The following is a 23,708-nucleotide window of genomic DNA, read 5'->3' as shown; positions in this document are numbered from 1 at the left end:
GCCGGAAACCGGTGGCAGGTCGGCGTCATGGGATCGCCCGGGAGCCGGACCGCGCGCCGTGTTCGCGTCTATCGTCGCTGGGTCGGATCACCTGTCACCCCGAGAGGACCTCAACCGCCATGCGTATCAGGATCGTCGGCGCCGGGGCCATGGGCCGCGGCATCGCCCAGTGGGCGGCGACCGCCGGACACACCGTCGAGTTGTGCGACGCGCGTACGGAAGCGGTGACGGCCGCGGTGGACTTCGTACGGTCCATGCTCGAACGGGCCGTGGAGAAGGGCCGGTCGTCCGCCGAGGAGTCGGCGGCCGCCCTGGAGCGGCTGGTCCCGCTGGACGACCCGTGGGCGCCGGGCCCCGACGTCGAACTGGTCGTCGAGGCCGTGCGGGAGGATCTCGGCACCAAGACGGAGGTCTTCGGCCGGCTCGAACAGGTGCTGCCCGCGACGGCTGTCTTCGCGACCAACACCTCGTCCCTGTCGGTCACCCGCATCGCCGCCACGCTGAAGGACCCGACCCGGCTGGCCGGGCTGCACTTCTTCAACCCGGTGCCGCTGATGCGGATCGTCGAGATCGTGCCGGGCGCGGCCACCCGCCCGGAGATCCCGCCCGCCCTCACCGCGTTCGTCGAGGGCTGCGGGCACCGCGCCGTCACCGTCGCCGACACTCCCGGCTTCCTCGTCAATCACGCCGGTCGCGGCCTGGTGACGGAGGCCCTCGCGCTGCTGGAGGAGTCGGTCGCGCAGCCGGCCGACATCGACCGGATCGCCCGTGACGTGCTCGGTCTGCGCATGGGCCCCTTCGAGCTGATGGACCTCACCGGTCTGGACGTGACGGCCGCGGTGATCGACTCCATCTGGCAGGGGTTCCGGTACGCGGACCGGCTCCGCCCCTCCTACCTCACCCCCAACCGGGTGGCCGCCGGGCTGCACGGCCGCAAGACCGGGCGCGGCTGGTTCGCGTACGGCCCCGACGCCCCCGCCCCGGCCCCGGAGCCGCCGGTCACGGGCGACGCGGACCGTCCCGTGTTCGTCCACGGCTCCGGTCCCGGGGACGGCGACGCGGCGGCGCTGCGCGAGGCCCTGACGGCCGCGGGCGCCGTCGTCGAAACGGGCTCCGGGCCGACGTCCGGGGCGGTCGTGCTGATTCCGGTCTGGGGTGTGTCGGTGGCCTCGGCCGTCGCCGAGCACGGGCTGCCCGCGAGCCGTTCCTTCGGGGTCGACCCGTTGCCCGCGGCCGGGCGGCGCCGGGTACTGGCCGTGACCCCGGCGGCGGATCCGGCCGCCGCGCGCGACGCCCGCGCGGTGCTGGGCCGGGCGGGCGACGGCGGCGACCCGTACGCGGTCTCGGTGGTGCGGGACACGGCGGGTTCGGTGGCGCAGCGGCTGCTGGCGTCGATCGTGTCGGTGGCGTCGTCGATCGCGGAACGTTCCATCGCCTCCCCCGCCGACATCGACCTGGCCGTCACGGCCGGGCTCGGCTACCCGGTCGGCCCGCTGGCCTGGGGCGACCGGATCGGCGCCGCCCGGATGCTGGAGCTGCACCGGGCGCTGCACCGCACGACGGGCGATCCGCGCCACCGCCCGAGCCGCTGGGTGTCCGAGCGCGCCCTGCTCGGTCTCGCGCTCACGGATCCGGGGACGTCGCCCGAGGACTGCGTGGACGGTGCGGACCGCGCGAACGGCACGGGCGCCCCGTAGCCGCGCGGCGGCGGGCGGGGGGCGCCCCGGCGTTCGGCCCGGTGGCTCCCGCCCGTACCGTCCGGGCCGGTGCCGACGGCCCGGACGTGTCCGTTTCGTACAAGACCCGGCGCGGTGCCCGGCCTACGGTCGGGGCATGACTCCACACATGGACGCGATCGGCATCATCACCGCGGATCTGGCCGCTTCGCTCGCCTTCTACCGCAGGCTCGGGCTCGACATCCCCGCCGACGCGGATTCCGCACCCCATGTCGAAGTGGCGCTCCCGGGCGGGCAGCGCCTGCTGTGGGACACCGAGGACGTCGTCCGGTCGTTCGACCCCGGATGGACGGCGCCGAGCGGCGGTGAGCGTCTCGGGCTCGCCTTCCGCTGCGACGGCGCGGCGGAGGTGGACGCGGTGTACGAGGACCTGACGGGTGCCGGGTACCGGGGGCGTCTGAAGCCGTGGGACGCGGTGTGGGGGCAGCGGTACGCGATGGTCCTCGACCCGGACGGCTGCGCGGTGTCGTTGTTCGCCGACCGCGGCTGAGGCCGGCGGCGGGCGCGGGAGCGCCGGTCCCGTCACGGCCGGGCCGAGGGCCGTCCCGTCGTCCGTGGCGGATCGGCGCGCGGCGTCGGATGTGGTGCACCGCAGGGCGAAAGGGCGCCCGTACGCGGGACGTGTGCGGGACACATGCGGGCTTTCCGAGAACGCGACGAGGTGCCGCGGCTGTCGTCGGGCGCCCGCCGGGACTACGGGTCGGCCCTCAGATGGGCGGTCAGGGTGGTGCCGGTCAGGTCGCGCATCTCCCGCGCGAGGTGGGCCTGGTCGGTGCAGCCCGCCATGACCGCCGCCTCGGCGTACGGGGTTCCGGAGCGGACGAGGGCGAGGGCGCGCCGCAGCCGCAGGATCCGTGCGAGCGTCTTGGGTCCGTAGCCGAAGGCCGCGAGCGAACGGCGGTGCAGTCGGCGGGCGCCCAGGCCGGCCGACCGCGCGGTGTCCGCGACGGACCGGCCCTCGCCCAGGTGCGCGGCGACGGATCGCATGAGGGGGTCCGGGGGCGCCGTGTCCGCGGCCCGGCGCAGGGCGATCGCCTCCAGCGCGGCGGCCGGATCGGGGGCTGCTGCAACGCGTTCGGTGAGGTCGCGGACCAGCGCGCTCGGCCAGAGATCCGCGAGGGCGACCCGGCGGTCGCGCAGTTGGTGCGCCGGTACGCCGAGAAGGGCGGGGGCCGTGCCGGGAGCGAAACGGATTCCGGCGTACCGGCCGCCCGTCACGCCGTCCGGCACGTGGGCGTGGGTGTCGGGGCCCGCGACGAGCAGTCGGCCGCCGATCCAGAGCAGGTCCATGCATCCGTCGGGCAGCACCGGATGCGCGGAGCCCTCCGGCACGCGCAGGGTCCAGAGGGTCGCGCCGTCGAACCTCGACGCCCGTTCCTCGTACAACGTCCTCTCCTCGTACGACGTCCCCCTCCGCACGGCTTCTCCCGCGCCGTTCCTGGGCCGCCTCAGTCCTCGGGCGGTCCGGTCGGCTTGTCCGGGTCCTTTTCGCGGCTCGGCTGCAGTCGCGACTTCACGTCCTCCGGCGGCAGGAACCGCGACCAGCGTTCCGGGAACTCGGACGGCATGTAGGCGCAGTCGTCGTCCTCGCCGTCGTCCCCCTCGCCACTGCCCTCCGCCCGCGCCCGCGCGACCAGTTCGGCCGCCTGGGCCGCCCGGACCCGGTCGTTGGCCGCGCGCGCCGCGGCCGTCGCCAGCGAGGGCCACACCCGGTCGATGGCGGCGTTGACCGCCGCCCCGACCAGCACGGCGAACGCGGAGACGCCGATCCACAGCAGGACCGCGATCGGCGCTGCCAGCGATCCGTAGATCGTGGGGCCCTCGACCGTGCTGGTGAGGTAGATCCGCAGCAGGAAGCTGCCGAGCACCCACATCACGAACGCCACCAGTGCTCCCGGCACGTCCTCCTTCCACGGCGAACGGACCGGCACGGACACGTGGTAGAGCGTCGTCAGGAAGGCGATCGACAGCAGGACCACCAGGGGCCAGTACAGGATGCTGATGAGTTCGGTGCCCCACGGCACCAGCTCCACGACCCGGTCCGGGCCCACCACGAGCAGCGGCAGCACGACGGCGCCCAGCAGCAGCGCGATCACGTAGAGCAGGAAGGCGAGCAGCCGGGTCTTGACGATGCCGCGCTGGCCGTCGAGGCCGTACATCACCGTGATCGTGTCGATGAAGACGTTGACCGCGCGGGAGCCCGACCAGAGCGCGATCGCGAAGCCGATCGAGATGACGTCGGGCCGGGCACCGGTGGTGACGTCCGACAGCAGCGGCTTGGCGAACTCGTTCACGCCCCGCTCGCTGAGCACCGTGTGCGCGGCGTTGAGGATGTTGCGCTCGATCGAGGCGACCGTCGTGGTGCTGGTCCACTCGTCGACGTAGCCGAGCAGTCCGATCAGCCCGAGGAGCAGCGGGGGCAGGGACAGCAGGGTGAAGAACGCCGCCTCCGCCGCGAGTCCCAGGATGCGGTACTCCATGCACGAGTTGACGGTGTCCTTGAGCAGGTGCCAGGCCAGCTTCCGCTTGGACACGTTGCGGTAGAGGGCTCGGACCCGGTGGAGCCGCCCCGCCGGCCGTTCGGGTGTTTCATTCGCTGCCTGCACGTCTTTACCGTATCGGCATGGCACCCACCACCCACACCGTGACCAACCAGGTACCGCCGCTGGTCGGCTACGACGTCTTCGCGGCGGATCTCGCGCTTTCCGAGGCGGTACGGCGTCATCTGCCGGCCGAGCCGTCCGCCGCGGCCCTGACCGAACTCGGTGAGCTGGGCAGGGCCGCCGGTTCCGCGCAGGCCCAGGCGTGGGGCGCGCAGGCTGACGGGAATCCGCCGGTGCTGCGTTCCCACGACCGGTACGGGAACCGCATCGACGAGGTCGAGTTCCACCCTGCCTGGCACCGGCTGCTGGGGCACGCGGTCGGCGCCGGTCTGACCGACGCGTGGGGCAGGCCCGGCGGTCATGTGCGACGGGCGGCCGGCTTCCTGGTGTGGACGCAGGCCGAGGCGGGCCACGGCTGTCCCCTGTCGATGACGCACGCGGCGGTGCCCGCGCTGCGCACCGATCCGGCGCTGGCCCGGGAGTGGGAGCCGCTGCTGACGTCGACGGTGTACGAGGAGGGGCTGCGGCCGCCCGCGGGGAAGGCCGGGGTGCTCTTCGGGATGGGCATGACGGAGAAGCAGGGCGGCACGGACGTGCGCTCCAGCACGACCCGGGCGCAGCCGCTGTCGGCGGCGGGCGAGTACCTGCTCACCGGGCACAAGTGGTTCTGCTCGGCGCCGATGTCCGACGCCTTCCTGGTGCTGGCGCAGGCACCGGGCGGCCTGACCTGCTTCCTGCTGCCCCGGGTGCTGCCGGACGGCACCCGCAACCCCTTCGCGATCCAGCGGCTGAAGGACAAGCTGGGCAACCGGTCGAACGCGTCGGCCGAGGTCGAGTTCGAGGGCACGTGGGCGCGCCGGGTCGGCGAGGAGGGGCGCGGGCTGCGGACCATCATGGAGATGGTGGCGGCGACCCGGCTGGACTGCGTGACCGGTTCGGCGGCTCTGATGCGGCAGGCGGCGGCGCAGGCGATCCACCACTGCGCGTACCGCGGCGTGTTCGGCGGGCCGCTGATCGAGAAGCCGCTGATGCGCAACGTGCTGGCCGATCTGGCGCTGGAGTCGGAGGCGGCGACGGTGCTGGCCGTGCGGCTGGCCGCGGCGTACGACGCGGACACCGAGGGCGAACGGGCGTTCCTGCGGATCGCCGTGCCCGCGGCGAAGTACTGGGTGACGAAGCGGTGCACGCCGATGGTGGCCGAGGCGCTGGAGTGCCTGGGCGGCAACGGGTACGTGGAGGAGTCCGGGATGCCCCGGCTGCTGCGGGAGGCGCCGCTCAACTCGATCTGGGAGGGCTCGGGGAACGTCCAGGCGCTCGATGTGCTGCGGGCGCTGCGGCGCGAGCCGTCGGCGCTGAACGCCTTCCTCCAGGAGGTCGGCCGGGCGCGCGGCGCGGATCACCGGCTGGACGGGGCGATCAAGGGCATGCTGACGGAGCTGGCCGATCTGGAGGGGATCGAGGCCCGGGCCCGTCGGCTGGTGGAGCGGATGGCGACGGTGCTCCAGGGTTCGCTGCTGGTGCGCTGGGCGCCGCCGGAGGTCGCCGACGCGTATTGCGCGTCACGGCTGGGCGGGGACCGGGGCTCGGCCTTCGGGACGCTGCCGCACAGTCTCGATCTGGCGACGGTGGTGGAACGGGCCCGTCCGGTCGAGCGGTAGCCGCCCCGGGCGGAGCCGCGGGGCCGTGCGCGGGTGTCCCGGCGACGGGGGTGAAACGCGGGAGTCGGGTGCCCGGTTCACGCGTACGTGGGAGGTGGCGCGTGCGGGCGCAGCGACGGGGGGTGGTGCTGCGCCGACACGGCACCACCCCCCATGCTGTGCACACCGACCGGCGGTGCGCAGGCGCCGCCGCACGGTGTTCCGCCACTCTCGTACGGACCCGCACCGCCTCGCCAGAGTTGCAAAGGGTTGCAACCATTGTGTGGAGTGCGCGCTATCGGGCCCCCTGTCGGGGCAGGATGGGCCATCGGGCCGCTCTGGCGACTGGGGGAATGAGAGTGGAGACAAGCACCGCCGAGGTGAGGCGACCGGCCGTCCCGCGGTCGGCCCAAACCCCGCGCCGGATCCGCCGTTCCGGGGAGAGGAAGCCGGGGGGCGAGGGCCCGCCGACCGCGCTCCGCGCCGAGATCGGCGCCTCGTGGGACCGGGTGCTGCGCAGCGGCCTCGATCCGGACCAGTCCACGGAGAGCGTGCTGCTGGAGACGGACGAGGTCGAGCGCCGGCGCCGGATGTCGGCGCTGAACGAGGTGATGCCGCTGCTGAGCGAGAGCCTGGTGTCGCTCGCGGACGCCACCCAGCAGATCGTGGTGGTCACCGACGTGGAGGGCCGGGTGCTGTGGCGCCGGGGCAACCCGGGCGTGCTGCGCCGGGCGGACGGCATCTGTCTGGCGGAGGGCGCCGCCTGGGCGGAGGAGAGCACGGGGACGAACGCGATCGGTACGGCGCTCGTCTCGCGCGCGCCGGTCCAGGTCCATTCCTCGGAGCACTTCGTGCGCCGTCTGCACAACTGGACGTGCGCGGCGGCCCCGGTCCGCGATCCGAGGGACGGCCGGATGATGGGGATCGTCGACATGAGCGGCCCGGCGTCCACCTTCCATCCGACCTCGCTGGCCCTGGTCGGTTCGGTGGCCAGGCTGGCGGAGAGCGAGCTCAGGAACCGGCACCTGCGGGCGATCGACCGGCTGCGTTCGGTGGCGGCGCCCTTGCTGTGCCGGCTGGGCGGCCGGGCCGTGGCGGTGGACACCCACGGGTGGCTGGCGGCGGTGACCGGGATGCCTCCGGTGGAACGGTTGCCGCTGCCCAAGTCGATGCGGCCGGGCCGGGTCTGGCTGCCGTCGCTCGGCATGTGCGAGGCGGAGCCGCTGCCCGGGGGCTGGCTGGTGCGGGCGACGGAAGGACCGGGGGACGGGCCGCGCCGACGGGTGGTGCTGGACCTGAGCCGGCCGCACGGGCTCTCGGTCAGCGTGGTGGGCGCGGTGGACACCTGGACGCAGCGGTTGTCGCCGCGCCACGCGGAGCTGCTGTACGCGCTGGCGTTGCACCGCGAGGGCCGTACGGCGTCCGAACTGGCCGAGGACATCTTCGGCGACGCGACCCGGACGGTGACGGTACGGGCGGAGATCTCCCGGATCCGCCGCCATCTCGCGGAGGTCCTGGCGCACCGCCCGTACCGCTTCGGCGAGGGGGTCGAGGTGGAGGTGGTCCATCCGGAACAGCCGGCCGATCTGCTGCCGCGCTCGACGGCGCCGGTGGTGGTCAGGACCCGTACGGCGTGAGCGGTGCCGGGCCGTGCACACGGTCCGGGTTCCGGGCGGGGCGGGTGTCACGGCCGGCGTCGGGGCGTAGGGCCCGGGGGCGCGCCGTACGACGTGAGCGGGGGCGGGCGGGCGGCCCGGGCAGGGGCGGGCCGTACGGTCGGGCGGGGTGGGACCGGCTTGGGCGCGAGGCGTCCGGCATGGTTCCCTGGCAGCCATGAACAACCCCGCACGCCCCGCCGCCACCGACGGCCCCGCCGACTCCGGTGTCTCCCCCGCCACCGACGAGGTGACCATCTGGTCCCTGGAGCAGACCTCCCCGGACGACCTGCGCCCCGCCGCGCTCCCCGAGGGCGATGTGCGGATCGTGCGGTCCGAGGTGCCGCTGCCCGAGTTCAGCCGGTTCCTGTACACGGCGGTCGGCGGCGACATCCGGTGGACGGACCGGCTCCCGATGACGTACGCGCAGTGGCAGGAGGCCCTGGAGCGTCCCGGGGCGGAGACCTGGGTGGCGTACGAGAACGGCACCCCCGCCGGATACATCGAACTGGACCCGCAGGACGACGGCGTGGTCGAGATCATGTACTTCGGGCTGATACCCGCCTTCCGGGGGCGCCGCATCGGCGGTCACCTGCTCTCGTACGGGGTCGCCCGCGCCTGGGACCTCGCGGAGCGCTGGCCGGAGCGGACGCCGACGAAGCGGGTGTGGCTGCACACGTGTTCCAAGGACGGCCCGCACGCCATGGACAACTATCTGCGGCGGGGATTCCGGCTGTTCGACACGAAGGTGGAGCGGGAGCCCGTGGTGGACACCCCGGGTCCGTGGCCGGGCGCGCAGCGGTAACGAGCGGCGGGCGACGCCGGAATCGGCGGCGGGGCGGTGGCGCGACGGCACGGTGCCCGCACGGGTGGGCGATCGGGGCCATCACGGCCATAACACCTCGCGTGCGCACCGTGCCGGAGGGTGCGTCGTCTCGTATGGCAGGACTTTCACGTCCGCATCATGGACGGTAGTGGACTGGTCCGAGAAGGGCGTGCCAGGCTTCCATCATGCCCGGAACTGGAATCGCCTTGGTGAGTCGACGCCACGTCGACCTCGGCCGCATGTCCAGCGCCATCTGTCCGGCGAGCTGAGAGTCCCAGCACCGCCGCGTTCTCCCCGTTCTCCCCCTTTTTCTTCTCCTCTGTGATTCCCCGCGCACCGCCGCGCCTCGATGCGAGTGTGCGGTTCAGAGCCGCCCTCCTGCAGTCCCGAAGGACGTACTGTCATGGCCGCCACCCCGGATCAGCCCGCGACCACCACGCCCCGCCGCAAGGCCGGACGCCACCGTGGCGAGGGTCAGTGGGCCGTGGGGCACCACACGCCGCTCAACGGCAACGAGCAGTTCAAGAAGGACGACGACGGTCTCAATGTGCGGACACGCATTGAGACGATCTATGCCAAGCGCGGATTCGACTCGATCGACCCCAACGACCTGCGCGGGCGCATGCGTTGGTGGGGTCTGTACACCCAGCGCAAGCCCGGGATCGACGGCGGCAAGACGGCGATCCTGGAGCCGGAGGAGCTGGACGACCGGTACTTCATGCTGCGGGTCAGGATCGACGGCGGCCGGCTGACCACCGCACAGCTGCGGGTGATCGGTGAGATCTCGCAGGAGTACGCCCGCGGCACCGCGGACATCACCGACCGGCAGAACGTCCAGCTGCACTGGATCCGCATCGAGGACGTCCCCGCGATCTGGGAGAAGCTGGAGGCCGTGGGGCTCTCCACCACCGAGGCGTGCGGCGACTGCCCCCGCGTGATCATCGGTTCCCCCGTGGCGGGCATCGCCGACGACGAGATCATCGACGGCACCCCGGCGGTCGACGAGATCCACGACCGCTACATCGGCAACAAGGAATTCTCCAACCTGCCGCGCAAGTTCAAGACCGCGATCTCCGGTTCGCCGGTGCAGGACGTGGTGCACGAGATCAACGACATCGCGTTCGTCGGTGTGGTCCATCCCGAACACGGTCCGGGCTTCGACGTGTGGGTCGGCGGCGGGCTCTCCACCAACCCCCGGCTCGCCGAACGGCTGGGCGCCTGGGTGCCGCTCGACGAGGTCGCCGACGTCTGGGCCGGGGTCGTCGGCATCTTCCGCGACTACGGCTACCGGCGGCTGCGCAACCGCGCCCGGCTGAAGTTCCTGATGGCCGACTGGGGCCCCGCGAAGTTCCGCCAGGTGCTGGAGGACGAGTACCTGAAGCGTCCGCTGATCGACGGGCCCGCGCCCGAGCAGCCCAGCAGCCGCTGGCGCGACCACGTAGGGGTGCACCGGCAGCGGGACGGCCGCTTCTACGTCGGCTTCGCCCCCCGGGTCGGCCGCGTGGACGGTTCCACCCTGGCCAAGATCGCGGACCTGGCCGCCGCCCACGGTTCGGACCGGCTGCGCACCACCGTCGAGCAGAAGATGCTCGTCCTCGACGTGGCCGAGGACCGGGTGGACTCGCTGGTCGCCGGGCTGGAGGCGCTGGACTTCCAGGTGAAGCCGTCACCGTTCCGGCGCGGCACGATGGCCTGCACCGGCATCGAGTTCTGCAAGCTGGCGATCGTCGAGACGAAGGCGCGCGGCGCCTCGCTGATCGACGAACTGGAGCGCAGGCTCCCGGACTTCGACGAGCCGCTCACCATCAACATCAACGGCTGCCCCAACGCCTGCGCCCGCATCCAGACCGCGGACATCGGCCTCAAGGGCCAGCTGGTGCTCGACGCCGACGGCAACCAGGTGGAGGGCTACCAGGTGCACCTCGGCGGCGCCCTCGGCCTGGAGGCCGGGTTCGGCCGCAAGGTCCGCGGCCTGAAGGTCACTTCGGACGAACTGCCCGACTACGTCGAGCGCGTGCTCGTCCGATTCCGGGAGGAGCGCGAGGAGGGCGAGCGGTTCGCCGCCTGGGCGGCGCGGGCGAGCGCGGAGTCGCTGTCATGAGCGGACGTGCCGCGCCGTTCCACTGCCCGTACTGCGGCGACGAGGACCTGCGCCCGCACGAGACCGGGCACGGCGCCTGGGAATGCGCTTCCTGCAACCGCGCGTTCCAGCTCAGGTTCCTGGGCCTGCTGACCCGGGGTCTTCAGCGCAACGACGGTGAAGGGGACGCGACATGATGAGCAGTCGGCAAAATGCGGGTCTTGAGGACGGAGACGTCGCCGACGCCCGGGACGCCGGGAACGGTGCCCCCGGGACCGAGAGCCTCAGGCTCCTGGCCGAGCGGGCGGGCCGGGAGCTGGAGGACGCCTCCGCACAGGAGATCCTGAAGTGGGCCGCCGACACCTTCGGCGAGAGATTCTGCGTCACCTCCTCGATGGAGGACGCGGTCGTCGCCCACCTCGCCTCGCGCGTCCGTCCCGGCGTCGACGTGGTGTTCCTCGACACGGGCTACCACTTCCCCGAGACGATCGGCACCCGCGACGCGGTCGAGGCGGTGATGGACGTCAACGTCATCACGCTCACCCCGCGCCGAACGGTGGCCGAGCAGGACGCCGCGTACGGGCCGGGGCTGCACGACCGCGACCCCGACCTGTGCTGCCGGCTGCGCAAGGTCCAGCCCCTCCAGGAGGGCCTGACCGGGTACACGGCCTGGGCGACCGGGCTGCGCCGCGACGAGTCACCCATCCGGGCGAACACCCCGGTGGTCGGCTGGGACGAGAAGCGGCGGAAGGTCAAGATCTCCCCGATCGCCCGCTGGACGCAGGACGATGTCGACGCGTACGTGGCGGAGCACGGCGTCCTCACCAACCCGTTGCTGATGGACGGCTACGCCTCCGTCGGCTGCGCGCCCTGCACGCGCAGGGTGTCGGCGGGCGAGGACGCCCGAGCCGGACGCTGGGCCGGCCGGGGCAAGACCGAGTGCGGGCTGCACGGCTGATGACGGGCGGCGAAGGACCCGCCGAGGGACGGCGGACGACGGCTGCGGGACGGCCCGCCGAGGAACGACTGATGACGACTGATCGGGAGACTTCGATGAGCGTGACGGAGACGGGAGCCACCATCTGGCTCACCGGTCTGCCGAGCGCGGGCAAGACCACCATCGCGTACGAGCTCGCCGGGCGGCTGCGTGGCGAGGGCCACCGTGTGGAGGTCCTCGACGGGGACGAGATCCGGGAGTTCCTCTCCGCCGGTCTCGGCTTCTCCCGCGAGGACCGCCACACCAACGTGCAGCGGATCGGCTTCGTCGCGGAGCTGCTGGCGGCCAACGGGGTGAAGGTACTGGTCCCGGTCATCGCCCCGTACGCGGACAGCCGGGACGCGGTGCGAAAGCGGCACCAGGCGGAGGGCACCCCGTACCTGGAGGTGCACGTCGCGACGCCGGTCGAGGTCTGCTCGCAGCGCGATGTGAAGGGCCTCTACGCCAAGCAGGCGGCGGGCGAGATCAGCGGGCTGACGGGGGTCGACGACCCGTACGAGGAGCCCGAGTCGCCGGACCTGCGGATCGAGTCGCACCGGCAGACCGTGCAGGAGTCCGCGGCGCGGCTGTACGCGCTGCTGAGCGAGAGGGGTGCGGCATGAGAGCCGTCGCGAACGTGTCGGAGGGCACCGACAGCCCATACGCGCTCAGCCACCTGGACTCCCTGGAGTCGGAGGCGGTGCACGTCTTCCGCGAGGTGGCGGGCGAGTTCGAGCGGCCGGTGGTCCTGTTCTCCGGCGGCAAGGACTCCATCGTGATGCTGCACCTGGCGCTCAAGGCGTTCGCGCCCGCGCCGGTGCCGTTCGCGCTGCTGCACGTCGACACGGGGCACAACTTCCCCGAGGTGCTGGAGTACCGCGACCGCACCGTGGCCCGGCACGGGCTGCGGCTGCACGTCGCCTCGGTGCAGGAGTACATCGACGCCGGGAAGCTGCGCGAGCGCCCGGACGGCACCCGCAACCCGCTCCAGACGGTGCCACTGACCGAAGCCATCCAGCAGAACCGTTTCGACGCGGTGTTCGGCGGCGGGCGCCGCGACGAGGAGAAGGCGCGCGCGAAGGAGCGGGTGTTCTCGCTGCGCGACGAGTTCTCCCAGTGGGACCCGCGCCGCCAGCGCCCCGAGCTGTGGCAGCTGTACAACGGCCGGCACGCCCCCGGCGAGCACGTCCGGGTCTTCCCGCTCTCCAACTGGACCGAGCTGGACGTCTGGCAGTACATCGCCCGGGAGGGCATCGAGCTGCCGGAGATCTACTTCGCGCACGAGCGCGAGGTCTTCAGCCGGTCCGGGATGTGGCTGACCGCGGGCGACTGGGGCGGCCCCAGGGAGGGCGAGCGGGTCGAGACCCGTCAGGTCCGCTACCGCACGGTCGGCGACATGTCGTGCACCGGCGCGGTCGACTCAGACGCCGTCACGCTCGACGCCGTGATCGCCGAGATCGCCGCCTCCCGGCTCACCGAACGGGGCGCGACGCGCGCCGACGACAAACTGTCCGAGGCCGCGATGGAAGACCGCAAGCGCGAGGGGTACTTCTAGATGACCACATCCACCCGGAGCACAGAGCAGTTGTCGGCCACCACCCTGCTGCGGTTCGCCACCGCCGGGTCCGTCGACGACGGCAAGTCCACCCTCGTCGGACGTCTGCTGCACGACTCCAAGTCGGTCCTGGCCGACCAGCTGGAAGCCGTCGAGCACGCCTCCCGCAACCGCGGCCAGCAGGCCCCCGACCTGGCACTGCTGACCGACGGGCTGCGGGCCGAGCGCGAGCAGGGCATCACCATCGACGTGGCGTACCGCTACTTCGCGACGCCGCGCCGCCGGTTCATCCTGGCCGACACCCCGGGGCATGTGCAGTACACCCGGAACATGGTGACGGGCGCCTCGACGGCCGAACTGGCCGTCGTCCTGGTCGACGCCCGCAACGGGGTCGTCGAGCAGACCCGCCGCCACGCCGCGGTCGCCGCGCTGCTGCGGGTGCCGCACGTGGTGCTGGCCGTCAACAAGATGGACCTGGTCGACTACGCGGAGCCGGTGTTCGCCGCGATCGCCGAGGAGTTCACCGCATACGCCGCGTCGCTGGGCGTGCCGGAGATCACCGCGATCCCGATCTCCGCGCTGGCCGGTGACAACGTGGTGGAGCCGTCCGCGCACATGGACTGGTACGGCGGGCCGACCGTGCTGGAGCACCTGGAGACGGTGCCGGTCAGCCATGACCTCACGGCCTGCCACGCCCGCTTCCCGGTGCAGTACGTCATCCGGCCGCAGACCGCCGAGCACCCCGACTACCGGGGTTACGCGGGCCAGATAGCGGCGGGCGCGTTCCGTGTCGGCGAGGCCGTGACCGTGCTGCCCTCGGGCCGTACGTCGACCGTCAGCGCCATCGACGCGCTCGGCGAGAGCGTGGACATCGCCTGGGCGCCGCAGTCCGTGACGCTGCGGCTGGCCGACGACATCGACATCTCGCGCGGCGACCTGATCGCCCCGTCGGCCGACGCCCCCGCGGTGACCCAGGACGTCGAGGCGACCGTCTGCCACGTCGCCGACCGGCCGCTCGCCGTCGGACAGCGGGTGCTGCTCAAGCACACCACCCGCACGGTGAAGGCGATCGTCAAGGACATCCCCTCCCGCCTGACCCTGGACGACCTCTCCCAGCACCCGGCGCCGGGTCGCCTCGTCGCCAACGACATCGGCCGGGTCGTGATCCGTACGGCGGAGCCGCTCGCCCTCGACGCGTACGCGGACTCCCGGCGCACCGGCTCCTTCCTGCTGATCGACCCGGCCGACGGCACGACGCTGACGGCCGGGATGGCGGGCGCCTCGTTCGCCGCCGCGTCCGGCGCCGGGGCCGAAGACGCCGCCGACGCCGCCGACGACGCCGAATGGGACTTCTGATGGGCATCGACGTCCGCTCCGTGCCCGGGGACGTCCGCTCCGTGTTCGCGGACGTCTACGCCACGTTCGCGAAGGAGGGCGGCCGTGTCGGCAGCGGCGCCCTCGGCAGTGGTCAGGGCGGGGTCGCGCGATGTGCGCGGTGCGAGCGGTGTGCGCGATGCGCCCGATGACGTACACCCACCGCTCGCGCCCCCGCGCGCACCGACCGTGCCCGCACGCGCACCGCGCGCGCCGTACGCACGGCCGGTTCGTCCGCGCGTACGGCCGATTCATCCGGTTCAGCCGGCTCAGACGAAGACCCGCCGACTCCCGGCCGCGTCCCCCTTGATTCCGGGGGACATGAGCGCCGGGCCAACGAGAGGAACACCTCCCGTGCCTGCCCTCCGTACCACCGCGCGCCACCGACTGGCCGCCGTCACCGCCCTGCCGCTGCTCGCCGTCGCGCTCACCGGCTGCGGCTACGGCTCCGCGGCGAAGGACGACGACACGAAGAATCCGGCCGTCGCCGCCGGCGCGAAGAAGCTCTCCGTGGACACCGTACGGATCGGCTACTTCCCCAACCTCACGCACGCCACCGCCCTGGTGGGCGACCAGGAGGGCCTGTTCCAGAAGGAACTGGGCGGCACCACGCTCAGGACCTCGCAGTTCAACGCGGGCCCGTCCGAGATCGAGGCGCTGAACGCCGGATCGATCGACATCGGCTTCATCGGCCCCTCGCCGTCCATCAACGGATACACCAAGTCCAGGGGCAAGTCCCTGCGGATCATCGGCGGTTCGGCCTCCGGCGGGGTCAAGCTGGTCGTCGACCCGAAGAAGATCAGGACCCTGGACGACCTCAAGGGCAAGAAGATCGCCACCCCGCAACTCGGCAACACCCAGGACGTGGCCTTCCTCAACTGGATCTCCGAGAAGGGCTGGAAGGTCGACGCCCAGAGCGGCAAGGGCGACGTGTCCGTGGTCCGCACGGACAACAAGGTGACCCCGGACGCCTTCAAGTCCGGTTCCATCGACGGCGCCTGGGTCCCCGAGCCCACCGCGTCCAAGCTCGTCGCCGAGGGCGCGAAGGAGCTGCTCGACGAGTCGTCGCTGTGGCCGGACGACAAGTTCGTGATCACCAACATCATCGTGTCGCAGAAGTTCCTCGCCGAGCACCCGGACGTCGTCGAGGCGGTGCTGCGCGGCTCGGTGAAGACCAACGAGTGGATCAACGCCGACCCGGACAGGGCGAAGGCGTCCGCGAACGCCGCGCTGAAGAAGCTGACCGGCAAGCCGCTGCCCGCCGAGATCCTCGACCCGGCGTGGAAGTCCATCCAGCTCACCGACGATCCGCTGGCCGCCACGCTCGACGCACAGGCGGAGCACGCGGTGAAGGCCGGGTTGCTGGAGAAGCCCGACCTGAACGGCATCTACGACCTGGAGCCGCTGAACAAGGTCCTGAAGGCCGCGGGCAGGCCCGAGGTCTCCGACGCCGGTCTCGGCGTCAAGTAGCCCCGCCCGAACCCGAGCCCGGGTCCCGTCCCCGGGAGCCCGGATCCAGATCCCCAGGAGGTGACGACCATGGCGACCACGCTCACCAGGGCCGCTGACCGTACCGCGGTCGGGCACGCCGCCCGCATCTCGCACGTGTCCAAGTCCTTCGGCGGACCGGAGGGACCGCAACTCGTCCTCGACGACATCTCGCTCGATGTCGCGCCCGGCGAGTTCGTCACCCTCCTGGGGGCCTCCGGGTGCGGAAAGTCGACGCTGCTCAACCTGGTGGCCGGGCTCGACCGCCCGACGACCGGTTCCATCGAGACCCCCGGCGGGCGGCCGGCCCTCATGTTCCAGGAGCACGCCCTGTTCCCGTGGCTGACCGCGGGCCGCAACATCGAACTCGCGCTGCGTCTGCGCGGCGTGCCCAGGTCGAATCGGCGGGCGGAGGCGGAGCGGCTGCTCGGACTCGTCCGGCTCGGCGGGGCGTACGAGAAGCGCGTGCACGAGCTCTCGGGCGGCATGCGACAGCGCGTGGCGATGGCCCGCGCCCTCGCCCAGGACAGTCAACTGCTGCTGATGGACGAGCCGTTCGCCGCACTCGACGCCATCACCAGGGACGTGCTGCACGACGAACTGACCCGGATCTGGCGGGAGACGAACGTCTCGGTCCTCTTCATCACCCACAACGTGCGCGAGGCGGTACGGCTCGCCCAGCGGGTCGTCCTGCTGTCCTCCCGCCCCGGTCGGATCGCCCGCGAGTGGACCGTCGGCATCGAGCAGCCGCGCCGCATCGAGGACAAGGCGGTCGCGGAACTGTCCATCGAGATCACCGAACAACTGCGTGGGGAGATCCGCCGCCATGGCCAGCACTGACACCAAGCCCGACGACCTGGCGGGCCTGGAGGCCGGACTCGACGCCCTGGACGCCGTGCAGGAGCGCCGCACGCCCGTGCGCGAGGTGCTGCTGCGCAAGGTCCTGCCGCCGCTGCTGGCCGTGGCCCTGGTGCTCGTCGTCTGGCAGCTCCTCGTCCGGGCCCGGGTCACCGACGACTACAAGCTGCCGTCGCCGGCAGCGGTCTGGCGGAGCGCGACCGACATGTGGCTCCAGGGAACGCTCCTGGACGTCATCTGGACCAGCGTCTCGCGCGGTCTGCTCGGCTTCCTGCTGGCCGTGGCGATCGGTACGCCGCTGGGCCTGCTGGTGGCCCGGGTCAAGCCCGTGCGGGCGGCGATCGGCCCGATCCTGTCCGGGCTGCAGTCCCTGCCGTCGGTCGCCTGGGTGGCGCCCGCCGTGATCTGGCTCGGCCTGAACGACCGGATGATGTACGCGGTGATCCTGCTGGGCGCGGTGCCCTCGGTCGCCAACGGTCTGGTGTCGGGCGTCGACCAGGTGCCGCCGCTCTTTCTCAGGGCCGGCCGCACGCTCGGCGCGACGGGACTGCGCGGGACCCGGCACATCGTGCTGCCCGCGGCGCTGCCGGGTTACCTCGCCGGTCTCAAGCAGGGCTGGGCGTTCTCCTGGCGCTCGCTGATGGCCGCCGAGATCATCGCCTCCTCGCCCGATCTGGGCCTGGGACTCGGGCAGTTGCTGGAGAACGGCCGCAACAACGCGGACATGCCCGGCATCTTCCTCGCCATCATCCTGATCCTGTTCGTCGGCATCGCGATCGACCTGCTGATCTTCAGTCCGCTGGAGCGGCGGGTGCTGCGCGGCCGCGGCCTCCTCGTCAAGAACTGAGCCACGCCATGTCCGCCCCGGTACTCCTCGTCATCGCCCACGGCAGCCGCGACCCGCGGCACGCGGCGACCGTGCACGCGCTCACCGCGCGGGTACGGTCGCTGCGGCCGGGGCTGCGTGTGGAGACCGGCTTCCTGGACTTCAACGCCCCGTCCGTACCGAGGGTGTTGGAACGCCTGGCGGCGCGGGAACCCGAGGACGCCGGTGACACCGTCGACGTCGTCGCGCTGCCGCTGCTGCTGACCCGGGCCTTCCACGCCAAGTCCGACATCCCCACGGTGCTGCACGAGGCCCGGACCAGACTGCCCCGGCTGCGCGTCCGTCAGGCCGAGGTGCTCGGCCCGTCGCCGCTGCTGAACGCGGCGCTGGAACGTCGGCTGCGCGAGGCCGGGGTCCGTCCCGGCGACCGCGCCTCGACCGGGCTCGTCCTGGCCTCGGCGGGCTCCACCGACCCGGAGGCGATCGCAGTGATCGCTGAAATCGCGCGGGAGCTGCGGCACACCGGTTGGTGCGCCGTGCGGCCTGCGTTCGCCTCCGCCTCATCTCCCGCAGGGTTCCCCCGCACCGAGGACGCGGTGCGGGCCCTGCGGGCCGAGGGGGTGCGGCGGGTGGCGGTGGCCCCGTACGTCGTCGCCCCCGGCCGGCTCCCCGACCGGATAGCGGCGGGCGCGGCCGACGCGGACGTGCTGGCCGACGTCCTGGGCCCGGCGCAGGAGTTGGCCCGCCTGCTGCTGCACCGGTACGACGAGGCCCGCGCGCCGGCCTCGCGAGCTGCGGCGCCGGCCGGGCACGTGGCCGGGTTCGCGCGGACGGGCACGCTCAGCGCGTGACCCGTTCCGGGACGGTCTCCGCGCCCGGGCACCGCCGGACCGGCTCGCGACCGGACGCGCTCGGTCCGACCGGGCCGCCCCGCGACCGGACGCGCTCGGTCCGACCGGGCCGCCCCGCGACCGGGAACCGTCGGACCGGACGGACGGCATCCGCACGCGCCCCCATGCCGTCCGGCCGTCGGGCGGACGGCTCCGGGCCGCCGCCCCCGGCGAGCCCGCCCCACAGCCTGCGCGGCAGGTCAGTGCGGCATGGCGGAAAGGGCCGTGTCGATCGTGGTGACCTGCGCGGGCTCGACCACCATCAGCACCACGGTTCCCTCGCGCACCTCGGCCTCGGCCACCGGGCGGAAGCCTCCGGCGGCGTAACGCTCCCGGGCGGCGGTGTCCTCGACGGGCGGGGCCGCCGTGATGCGACGGCAGGACGGATCGGCCGCGAAGAGGGCCGCGACCAGGGAGCGGAGCAGCCCCGCGGTGTCCCGGCCCTCGCCGGTCACCGGGTTCCGCGGCTCCGTGATGTCGAGCTCCAGCAGCAGATCGTGCGCGCCGACCGGGTAGCAGCCGCGCAGCGGATGGTGGAGCACCCGGTGGATCGTCAGGCGGACGACCGGTCCGCCGTCGTGGCCGCTGCTCGCCGTGCAGGTGCGGACGGCGCCCGCCGGAGCCGCGCCGAACGGGACGGTGGCCCCGGTGGCGGGAGCGGAGCCGGCAGGGCGCAGGGTCCATCCGGAGACGTGGCCCGGGAGGGCCGGCACGGGCAGCGGGTGGTGGCCGACGGTGGTGAGCTTCATGGCGGCGACCCTTCGTGGTGGGGGGATCCCGGCAGGCGGTGGGCCGGGAAGTGCGACGGCCCGAGGCCGGGGTGTGCCCGCCCGTCCCCCGGTCGGGGACGGGCGGTCCGGCCGGCCCGGCGGAGAGCGGCCGGGCCGGCCGGACCGGTCAGCCGGTGGTCGGCCCGGTGTCGGTGACGATGTCCCGCACCCGGCTCTTGATCAGCTTGCCGCTCGCGTTGCGCGGCAGTTCGGGGGCGAGGACCAGGCGGGTGGGCAGCTTGTAGCGGGCGAGCCGGCCGGAGCCGAAGTCGCGCACCTCCTGGAGGGTCGGTTCGACCCCCGGCTCGCAGGTGAGGACGGCGACGACGGTCTCGCCCCACTTCGGGTGGGGGATGCCGACGACCGCCACCTCGTGGACTCCGGGGAAGGCGCTCAGCACCCGCTCGACCTCGGCGGGATAAACGTTCTCGCCACCGCTGATGATCATGTCCTTGAGCCGGTCGACGACGTAGTAGTGGCCGTCCTCGTCGCGGTATCCGACATCGCCGCTGTGGAACCAGCCCGCGTCGTCGAACGCCTCCCGGGTGGCCCGGTGGTTGTTCCAGTAGCCGGCCACGACGTTGGGGCCGCGCACGCAGATCTCGCCGCGCACATGCGGCTCCTCGATGACGGTGCCCCGGCCCGGCACCATCAGGCAGACCTCGGTGTACGGCATGGGCAGACCGGCGGACCCGGTCTTCTCCAGGGTGCGCGCGGCGGGCAGATACGTGGCGAACGGCGCCGTCTCTGTCAGGCCCCAGGCCTGCTGCAGCAGCACACCGTGCGACTCCGCGTAGTCCCGGATGAGCTGGGGCGGCACGGCGGCGCCCGCCACGATCACCGCGCGCAGCGCGGACAGATCGGCCTCCCCGAACCCCGGTGCGCGGGTGAGCGCCGCGAACATGGCCGGGACCGCGAAGACGCTGGTGACCCGGTGCGCCACCAGGTCGGCCAGGCACTGCTCGGGATCGAAGTGGCGGCGTACGACGACGACACCGCCGCGGGTGAGCGTGCGCAGCGTGAGGGCGTTGAGCCCACCGATGTGGAAGAGCGGGGCCACGGCCAGGTTCACGTCGTCGGGGCGGGTGTCGACCATGGTGTCGACGTTCACCGCGTTCCACCACAGATTGCCGTGGGTGAGCATGACCCCCTTGGGCCGGCCGGTGGTCCCCGACGTGTACATCAGCGCGGCCAGGTCGTCGTCCCGCACCGGGACCGCGGTCTGCGGCGTCGTGTCCGTGGAGAGCACCTCGGACAGTGGGGTCCACACCGCGGGCGGGGCGGGGGCCGCGGGGCAGGACGGGTCGGTGTCGACGAGGACCGGCCGACGGACCGGGACCTCGGAGAGGATCGACTCCGCCAGGGACCGGTGGCTCTCCTCGGCGATCAGCGTGTGCGTTCCCGAGTCGGCGAGGATGTGCCGTACCTCGTCGGCGGCCAGCCGGTGGTTGACCGGCACGAACACCGCGCCGATATGGGTGGCTGCCAGCAGCGTCTCCAGCAGCGTCGCGCTGTTGAGACCCAGGAACGCCACGCGGTCGCCGCGCCGCACGCCGAGGGCGGCGAGCCCGGCGGCGAGCCTGCCCGTGGTCGCGGCGAGGGCGCCGGCCGTGATGGTCCGGCCCTCGTAGACGAGAGCGGGGGCGGCTGAGTCGTACCGCGCTCTGCGCTGCACGGCGGCAGCAGGACTGATGTCGACCATGACCCGAGCGGCTCCTTCGGTGACTGTCGGCTGTGGCGGTGGAGGGGAGAGCTGTGTCGGTGGGGGGCTGAGGCGGTCGGGGAAGCGGCGGGGGCGACCGGTCAGAGACCGGCGCCGCCGGCCGCGGTGCGGAAGCCGCGTACGGCGATGCCGCCGTCCACGGGGACCACGGCCCCGGTGATGTTGCCGCTGTTGCGGCGGGAAGCCAAAAGGACGTACGTCCCGGTGAAGTCCTCCGGCTCCACGCTCGCCTCGTACAGCGGCACGTTCGGGCGTTCGCCCGCCGCCTCGGCGCGGGCGAACGAGTCCTCGATCCTGCGCTCGTCGAGACCGAGGCTCTCCGGGCCCCGCAGCTGCGTGCGCATGCCGCCGCAGGCGACACCGTTGACCCGGACCCTGGGGGCGAGTTCGTACGCGAACTCCCGGACCAGACCGAGGCAGGCGTGCTTGCTCGCCGTGTAGACGGGGCCGCCGCCGTTGGTGTGGAAGGAGGAGTTGGAGAGAGTCATGATGATGCTGCCCCGGGTCGACACCAGCTCGCGCCAGGCCGCCTCCACTGCGAGCAGATAGCCCTTGACGTTGACGGCGAAGACCTCGTCGAACGCCTCCGCCAGCTCCTCGCCCGTGAGCCGCGTGAGACTGCGGTGGTAGTCCCAGATCCCGGCGTTGGGAACCAGGACGTCGAGCTTCCCGAACCGCTCGACGGTGGCGGCGACCGCCGCGTGCAGGTCCTGCGTCGAGCGTACGTCACCGGTGAGGGCGAGCACCCGGTCGGCGTGCTCGCCCGCGGCCTCGGCCAGCGCCTTCAGCTGCTCGGCGTCCCGGTCGAGCACCGCGACACGGGCGCCCTCGGCGAGGTACCGCAGCGCGACGGCGCGCCCGAGGCCGCCGGCGCCACCGGTGATCAGGGCGACGTCGCCGTCGAGCCAGCCGGCGGACGGTTCCGTGGTGGCGGGGTGTGCGGTGGTCATGGCTCAGCGCTCCTGGAGGAAGTCGTTGACGAGCCGCTCGAACTCGGCCTGCCGCTCCAGCTGCACCCAGTGGCCGCAGCCTCCGAACACGTGCAGTTGGACGTCGCGGATCTGCTTGAGCATGAGCTGGGCACCGTCGAGGGTGATGGTGCGGTCGTCACGCCCCCAGAGCAGCAGCGTCGGAGCCTTGATCCGGTGCACGTCGCGCCAGAGCGGGTCCATGCCGTGCCGCTTGCCGAAGGCCGCGTTGTAGCGGTGGTAGAACTCGATGTGGCTCGCGTCGAGGGAGGCCTCGTACCGGGCCTGGACCGTGTCCTCCCAGCGCTTGGGCTCGGCCGTCATGACGCGGATGAAGTCCCGCATCTTCTTCACGGTCGGGCCCTCGCCGTTGTAGTAGCGGAACATCGCCTTCTGGCCCTCGGTGGGGGTCGGGCCGAACGGCAGCCAGCCGCCGCCGGGCGCCATCAGGACCAGCTTCTCGACCCGCTCGGGCGCCGCGAGGGCGGTGGCGATCGCGGCCGCGCCGCCGAGGCTGTTGCCCAGCAGGTGGAACCGTTCGACGCCGAGGGCGTCGAGGGCCTGCAGGAGCGCGTCCACGGTGATCTCGGTGATGGAGCGGGCGTCCAGATCCTCCTCGGACGGCCGGTAGCTGCCACCGAAGCCCGGCTGGTCGGGCAGGAGGATCCGGTGGTGCGGGGCGAGCGCGGGGAGGTTCTGCCGGTAGTTGGCGAGACCGGTGGCGCCCGGGCCGCCGCCGTGCAGCATCACCAGGACGGGGCCCTGCCCGGCCTCACTGACCGAGATCGTGCCCAGGGACGTCTGGACGGTGTGTTCGGTGATCTCGGGCTCTACGGCGTCGGGTGTGCGGACGGACGTCACGGGAACTCCACGGGGATGCGGGGCCGGCGGGGTGGGCTTGCCGGTCGGTACGGGGCAGGAACGGCGGGCGGTCGTCGCCGCGGGTGCGGAAGGGCGGTCGCCACGCGCGTGCCGAGCGTCGCACGGCGGGCGGCGGTCGGAGATCGGGCCCGGCGTGCGGAAGGAGGGGCGGGCGGTCAGAGGAACGTGCTGATGTTCTTGGCGAGCAGCACGTTCTGGTCGAGGAGGATGTGACGGCGGGCGATCAGCAGCCTCCCGTCCTCCTCGCGGCGCAGCAGGTCCGTGCGGCCGCCCGCGTACACGTCGACCTCGCGCTCCAGCCGGTTGCGGTAGACCAGGAAGTCGGACTCGGCGACGTACGTGCCCGGTTCGTCACCGACGCGCACGGCGACGTTGGTGATCAGGTGCCGGGTACGCGACGGCGGGTCCTCGGCCCAGGCCATGCCGGAGTCGAACCGCCGGATGCGCCAGGCGAGGCTCGCCCTGGTCTCGTCGAAGACGGCGACCTCGCCCGGGGCGCCGTCGGCGAGCGACTGCTGGCGCCGCAGCCGGTTGGTCCGTACCGGCGCCCAGTAGTGCAGGTCCTCGGCGAGCAGCTCCAGCCAGTCGGCGTAGCGGTGCTGGTCGAGCAGTTGGGCTTCCAGCGTGTAGAAACGCTGCACCTCGAAGTGGAGCAGCATGTCGTCCAGCGCCGCACCTCGAGCGGGGGCGGCGGAGTCCTGGGTGTGGATGCTCATGGATCCTCCTAGAAGGCCGCGCTGCGTCGGCTATCCCATCGCACGGCGGCGGGCGCGGGGAGCGGGTGTGCCGGTCCGCGGCACGGTCCGGGCGGTGGACCTCGGCCGGCTGCCGGACGGCGGGGAACGACAAGGGGGCGGGCGC

At 72.8% G+C, this 23,708-nt stretch carries 23 protein-coding genes; 16 read left to right on the top strand and 7 right to left on the bottom strand.

All coding sequences use genetic code 11. From position 1 onward, the window contains the following. The first annotated feature begins 119 nt into the window (after positions 1–119). Both AB0E67_RS13445 and AB0E67_RS13440 read left to right on the top strand, forming a co-directional pair. Positions 120–1,697: a 3-hydroxyacyl-CoA dehydrogenase gene (locus AB0E67_RS13445; RefSeq protein ID WP_362025156.1), complete on the top strand. Its 1,578-nt coding sequence runs from the start codon at positions 120–122 to the stop codon at positions 1,695–1,697. 136 nt (positions 1,698–1,833) lie between these two features. Next, complete coding sequence (locus tag AB0E67_RS13440) at positions 1,834–2,226, top strand: VOC family protein (protein WP_362025153.1); 393 nt, start codon at positions 1,834–1,836, stop codon at positions 2,224–2,226. A 203-nt stretch (positions 2,227–2,429) separates the two neighbouring features. Here the strand turns inward: AB0E67_RS13440 and AB0E67_RS13435 are convergent, their stop codons facing one another. Then, a complete protein-coding gene (locus AB0E67_RS13435; RefSeq protein ID WP_362025151.1) occupies positions 2,430–3,155 on the bottom strand; it encodes an AraC family transcriptional regulator in 726 nt (241 codons plus the stop codon). 29 nt (positions 3,156–3,184) lie between these two features. Further along, on the bottom strand, positions 3,185–4,342 hold the full coding sequence (locus AB0E67_RS13430; protein ID WP_362025148.1) for a YihY/virulence factor BrkB family protein: 1,158 nt from the start codon (positions 4,340–4,342) through the stop codon (positions 3,185–3,187). A 17-nt stretch (positions 4,343–4,359) separates the two neighbouring features. On the opposite strand from AB0E67_RS13430, the gene AB0E67_RS13425 reads away from it, so the two are divergent. The 14 genes from AB0E67_RS13425 (at position 4,360) to AB0E67_RS13360 (ending at position 18,465) form a co-directional block, all read left to right on the top strand. Further along, positions 4,360–5,997, top strand: coding sequence for an acyl-CoA dehydrogenase family protein (locus AB0E67_RS13425; protein ID WP_362025146.1), 1,638 nt, complete (start codon positions 4,360–4,362; stop codon positions 5,995–5,997). A 332-nt stretch (positions 5,998–6,329) separates the two neighbouring features. Beyond that, complete coding sequence (locus AB0E67_RS13420) at positions 6,330–7,613, top strand: GAF domain-containing protein (protein ID WP_362025143.1); 1,284 nt, start codon at positions 6,330–6,332, stop codon at positions 7,611–7,613. Between the two features lie 196 nt (positions 7,614–7,809). Then, positions 7,810–8,436 carry a GNAT family N-acetyltransferase gene (locus tag AB0E67_RS13415; RefSeq protein WP_351633944.1) on the top strand — a complete coding sequence of 209 codons (627 nt, stop codon included), beginning with the start codon at positions 7,810–7,812 and terminating at the stop codon, positions 8,434–8,436. 206 nt (positions 8,437–8,642) lie between these two features. Further along, complete coding sequence (locus tag AB0E67_RS13410; RefSeq protein ID WP_310739661.1) at positions 8,643–8,726, top strand: putative leader peptide; 84 nt, start codon at positions 8,643–8,645, stop codon at positions 8,724–8,726. Between the two features lie 134 nt (positions 8,727–8,860). Then, positions 8,861–10,558, top strand: coding sequence for a nitrite/sulfite reductase (locus AB0E67_RS13405; protein WP_362025140.1), 1,698 nt, complete (start codon positions 8,861–8,863; stop codon positions 10,556–10,558). Beyond that, complete coding sequence (locus AB0E67_RS13400; RefSeq protein ID WP_362025137.1) at positions 10,555–10,734, top strand: hypothetical protein; 180 nt, start codon at positions 10,555–10,557, stop codon at positions 10,732–10,734. Before AB0E67_RS13405 ends, AB0E67_RS13400 begins: the two co-directional genes overlap by 4 nt. Then, positions 10,734–11,495: a phosphoadenylyl-sulfate reductase gene (locus AB0E67_RS13395; RefSeq protein ID WP_362025548.1), complete on the top strand. Its 762-nt coding sequence runs from the start codon at positions 10,734–10,736 to the stop codon at positions 11,493–11,495. Before AB0E67_RS13400 ends, AB0E67_RS13395 begins: the two co-directional genes overlap by 1 nt. A gap of 95 nt (positions 11,496–11,590) precedes the next feature. Further along, complete coding sequence (gene cysC, locus AB0E67_RS13390) at positions 11,591–12,136, top strand: adenylyl-sulfate kinase (RefSeq protein WP_073785254.1); 546 nt, start codon at positions 11,591–11,593, stop codon at positions 12,134–12,136. Then, positions 12,133–13,068, top strand: coding sequence for a sulfate adenylyltransferase subunit CysD (gene cysD / locus AB0E67_RS13385; RefSeq protein ID WP_362025134.1), 936 nt, complete (start codon positions 12,133–12,135; stop codon positions 13,066–13,068). Before cysC ends, cysD begins: the two co-directional genes overlap by 4 nt. Continuing rightward, the gene (locus tag AB0E67_RS13380; protein ID WP_362025131.1) at positions 13,069–14,424 is read left to right on the top strand and encodes a GTP-binding protein; all 1,356 of its coding nucleotides are present in this window, start codon (positions 13,069–13,071) and stop codon (positions 14,422–14,424) included. Positions 14,425–14,796: 372 nt separating this feature from the next. Then, entirely contained in the window at positions 14,797–15,912 is a 1,116-nt protein-coding gene (locus tag AB0E67_RS13375; protein ID WP_362025128.1) for an aliphatic sulfonate ABC transporter substrate-binding protein, read from the top strand. Positions 15,913–15,981: 69 nt separating this feature from the next. Beyond that, a complete protein-coding gene (locus tag AB0E67_RS13370) occupies positions 15,982–16,770 on the top strand; it encodes an ABC transporter ATP-binding protein (RefSeq protein ID WP_362025125.1) in 789 nt (262 codons plus the stop codon). Beyond that, positions 16,757–17,635 (top strand): ABC transporter permease, encoded by an 879-nt coding sequence (locus tag AB0E67_RS13365; protein WP_073785242.1) that lies wholly within the window; start codon positions 16,757–16,759, stop codon positions 17,633–17,635. Before AB0E67_RS13370 ends, AB0E67_RS13365 begins: the two co-directional genes overlap by 14 nt. An 8-nt stretch (positions 17,636–17,643) precedes the next feature. Continuing rightward, positions 17,644–18,465 carry a sirohydrochlorin chelatase gene (locus AB0E67_RS13360; RefSeq protein ID WP_362025122.1) on the top strand — a complete coding sequence of 274 codons (822 nt, stop codon included), beginning with the start codon at positions 17,644–17,646 and terminating at the stop codon, positions 18,463–18,465. 239 nt (positions 18,466–18,704) lie between these two features. On the opposite strand, the gene AB0E67_RS13355 is transcribed toward AB0E67_RS13360, so the two are convergent. The 5 genes from AB0E67_RS13355 to AB0E67_RS13335 form a co-directional block, all read right to left on the bottom strand. Further along, positions 18,705–19,253: a GNAT family N-acetyltransferase gene (locus AB0E67_RS13355; protein ID WP_362025120.1), complete on the bottom strand. Its 549-nt coding sequence runs from the start codon at positions 19,251–19,253 to the stop codon at positions 18,705–18,707. A 148-nt stretch (positions 19,254–19,401) separates the two neighbouring features. Beyond that, positions 19,402–20,976 carry a long-chain fatty acid--CoA ligase gene (locus tag AB0E67_RS13350; RefSeq protein ID WP_362025117.1) on the bottom strand — a complete coding sequence of 525 codons (1,575 nt, stop codon included), beginning with the start codon at positions 20,974–20,976 and terminating at the stop codon, positions 19,402–19,404. Positions 20,977–21,077: 101 nt separating this feature from the next. Next, positions 21,078–21,947: a 3-(cis-5,6-dihydroxycyclohexa-1,3-dien-1-yl)propanoate dehydrogenase gene (gene hcaB, locus AB0E67_RS13345; protein WP_362025114.1), complete on the bottom strand. Its 870-nt coding sequence runs from the start codon at positions 21,945–21,947 to the stop codon at positions 21,078–21,080. A gap of 3 nt (positions 21,948–21,950) precedes the next feature. Then, positions 21,951–22,826, bottom strand: a complete 876-nt coding sequence (locus AB0E67_RS13340) for an alpha/beta fold hydrolase (RefSeq protein ID WP_362025111.1) — start codon at positions 22,824–22,826, stop codon at positions 21,951–21,953. Positions 22,827–23,002: 176 nt separating this feature from the next. Next, on the bottom strand, positions 23,003–23,563 hold the full coding sequence (locus tag AB0E67_RS13335) for a 3-phenylpropionate/cinnamic acid dioxygenase subunit beta (RefSeq protein WP_362025109.1): 561 nt from the start codon (positions 23,561–23,563) through the stop codon (positions 23,003–23,005). Positions 23,564–23,708: the final 145 nt, after the last annotated feature.

The organism is Streptomyces sp. NPDC032161 (assembly GCF_040636995.1).
In the GTDB taxonomy this organism is placed as follows: Bacteria; Actinomycetota; Actinomycetes; order Streptomycetales; family Streptomycetaceae; genus Streptomyces.
This window is presented reverse-complemented; position numbering and strand designations above follow the sequence as displayed.

Excerpts from the sequence above, each read along its gene's own strand:
- AB0E67_RS13365 (WP_073785242.1), top strand. The coding sequence starts at position 16,757 with ATGGCCAGCACTGACACCAAGCCCGACGACCTGGCGGGCCTGGAGGCC.
- AB0E67_RS13400 (WP_362025137.1), top strand. The coding sequence starts at position 10,555 with ATGAGCGGACGTGCCGCGCCGTTCCACTGCCCGTACTGCGGCGACGAG.
- AB0E67_RS13355 (WP_362025120.1), bottom strand. The coding sequence starts at position 19,253 with ATGAAGCTCACCACCGTCGGCCACCACCCGCTGCCCGTGCCGGCCCTC.
- AB0E67_RS13350 (WP_362025117.1), bottom strand. The coding sequence starts at position 20,976 with ATGGTCGACATCAGTCCTGCTGCCGCCGTGCAGCGCAGAGCGCGGTAC.
- AB0E67_RS13335 (WP_362025109.1), bottom strand. The coding sequence starts at position 23,563 with ATGAGCATCCACACCCAGGACTCCGCCGCCCCCGCTCGAGGTGCGGCG.
- AB0E67_RS13370 (WP_362025125.1), top strand. The coding sequence starts at position 15,982 with ATGGCGACCACGCTCACCAGGGCCGCTGACCGTACCGCGGTCGGGCAC.
- AB0E67_RS13440 (WP_362025153.1), top strand. The coding sequence starts at position 1,834 with ATGACTCCACACATGGACGCGATCGGCATCATCACCGCGGATCTGGCC.
- AB0E67_RS13420 (WP_362025143.1), top strand. The coding sequence starts at position 6,330 with ATGAGAGTGGAGACAAGCACCGCCGAGGTGAGGCGACCGGCCGTCCCG.
- AB0E67_RS13425 (WP_362025146.1), top strand. The coding sequence starts at position 4,360 with ATGGCACCCACCACCCACACCGTGACCAACCAGGTACCGCCGCTGGTC.
- cysD (WP_362025134.1), top strand. The coding sequence starts at position 12,133 with ATGAGAGCCGTCGCGAACGTGTCGGAGGGCACCGACAGCCCATACGCG.
- AB0E67_RS13395 (WP_362025548.1), top strand. The coding sequence starts at position 10,734 with ATGAGCAGTCGGCAAAATGCGGGTCTTGAGGACGGAGACGTCGCCGAC.
- cysC (WP_073785254.1), top strand. The coding sequence starts at position 11,591 with ATGAGCGTGACGGAGACGGGAGCCACCATCTGGCTCACCGGTCTGCCG.
- AB0E67_RS13415 (WP_351633944.1), top strand. The coding sequence starts at position 7,810 with ATGAACAACCCCGCACGCCCCGCCGCCACCGACGGCCCCGCCGACTCC.
- AB0E67_RS13445 (WP_362025156.1), top strand. The coding sequence starts at position 120 with ATGCGTATCAGGATCGTCGGCGCCGGGGCCATGGGCCGCGGCATCGCC.
- AB0E67_RS13410 (WP_310739661.1), top strand. The coding sequence starts at position 8,643 with ATGCCCGGAACTGGAATCGCCTTGGTGAGTCGACGCCACGTCGACCTC.
- hcaB (WP_362025114.1), bottom strand. The coding sequence starts at position 21,947 with ATGACCACCGCACACCCCGCCACCACGGAACCGTCCGCCGGCTGGCTC.
- AB0E67_RS13380 (WP_362025131.1), top strand. The coding sequence starts at position 13,069 with ATGACCACATCCACCCGGAGCACAGAGCAGTTGTCGGCCACCACCCTG.
- AB0E67_RS13405 (WP_362025140.1), top strand. The coding sequence starts at position 8,861 with ATGGCCGCCACCCCGGATCAGCCCGCGACCACCACGCCCCGCCGCAAG.
- AB0E67_RS13360 (WP_362025122.1), top strand. The coding sequence starts at position 17,644 with ATGTCCGCCCCGGTACTCCTCGTCATCGCCCACGGCAGCCGCGACCCG.